The 1,326-nt window shown below is 40.2% G+C and carries 1 protein-coding gene; it reads right to left on the bottom strand.

Translation table 11 applies throughout. The features are described from left to right. Nucleotides 1–52 precede the first annotated feature (52 nt). Complete coding sequence (locus CYJ57_RS07680; protein ID WP_006701406.1) at nucleotides 53–1,225, bottom strand: IS256-like element IS1542 family transposase; 1,173 nt, start codon at nucleotides 1,223–1,225, stop codon at nucleotides 53–55. Nucleotides 1,226–1,326 lie beyond the last annotated feature (101 nt).

Genomic DNA, 1,326 nt, shown 5'->3' with positions numbered 1-1,326 from the left:
AAGTCAAGTCCACAATCCTGTGTAAAATACTATACAATGTTTTACCGGTCACTCATTGATCAAACTTAATATATTTTCTTGTAGAACTGAGCCATTCATCATGAAGGTCCATAAGGACAGCTCCAATTAATCGATTGGCGGACGCTCGGTTGGGAAAGATACGAATAATCTTTTCTCTTCTGCGGACTTCCTGGTTCAGTCGTTCAAGAAGGTTGGTGCTTTTTAGCCGATTGTGGCCATTTCCGATGACCGTGTATTGAAAGGCATCTTCGAAGCCATTATCCAATGTTTCGCATGCTTTTGTATATTTGGACTGGTCAATATATTCACCGACTAAGGCATTCTTAGCTGTTCGAGCGAGTTCAATATCCGTAAACTTAAAGATCGCTTTTACTGCTTCTCTAAACGGTTTTGAATTCTTTTTTGGAATGGAACTGAAGATATTTCTTAAAAAATGGACCTGACATCTCTGCCAACTTGCGTTGGTAAAGGACTTACGAATCGCAGACACTAGGCCTTTATGGGCATCAGAAATGATGAGTTCTGTCCCCTGTAGACCGCGTTCTTTTAAGTAGTCAAAGAAGATGGACCATGTGTCATCACTTTCTTCATTTTGGATCATGAAGCCAATGATTTCACGATCACCCCCTTCTGTTATCCCGATCGCAATATGGCAGCTTTTAGAAAGCACTCGATGGTCCTCACGGACTTTTATGTAGAGAACATCAGTCATCAGATAAGGATAATTCGTACCTGAGAGCGAACGGTTCTGCCATTCGTTGACCATCGGGTCTAACTGTTCAGTCAGGCTAGAAACAAAAGATTTCGATACCGATTTTCCACAGAGCTTTTCAACAATCTTTGAAACTTTACGTGTCGAAACGCCTGAAACATACATCTCAAGCATTGAAGCGAGCAGTGCCTTTTCATTTCGCTGATAACGCTCAAACACCGTCGGTGAAAATTCACCATCACGTGTTCTAGGCACTTTTAATTCGAGTGTGCCCACACGAGTTGTAAAGTCTCGCTCATAATAGCCATTTCTTTGACTCTGACGACTTTCTGAACGTTCATAGTCATCGGCTTGAATATATTCTGTTCGTTGATTTTCCATCAATTGGTTGAAAACAGTGGTCAAAATATTTTTAGACACATCATCTTTAACGGAATGTTCAATAATACTTTGAACCTCTTCGTTGTTCAGTGTAAAATGTACTTGGGTCATGTAACGTCCTCCTGGGTATGTTTTTAGTGGTTAAAAACATTGTACCGTAAAAGGGCTGTTACATGGCCTTTTAACTTTTACACAATTATATGGACTTTATC

Source organism: Falseniella ignava, from assembly GCF_002847645.1.
GTDB classification, from domain to species: Bacteria; Bacillota; Bacilli; order Lactobacillales; family Aerococcaceae; genus Falseniella; species Falseniella ignava.
Note: the sequence above shows the minus strand (reverse complement) of the source record. Positions and strands in the feature narration are given on the sequence as shown.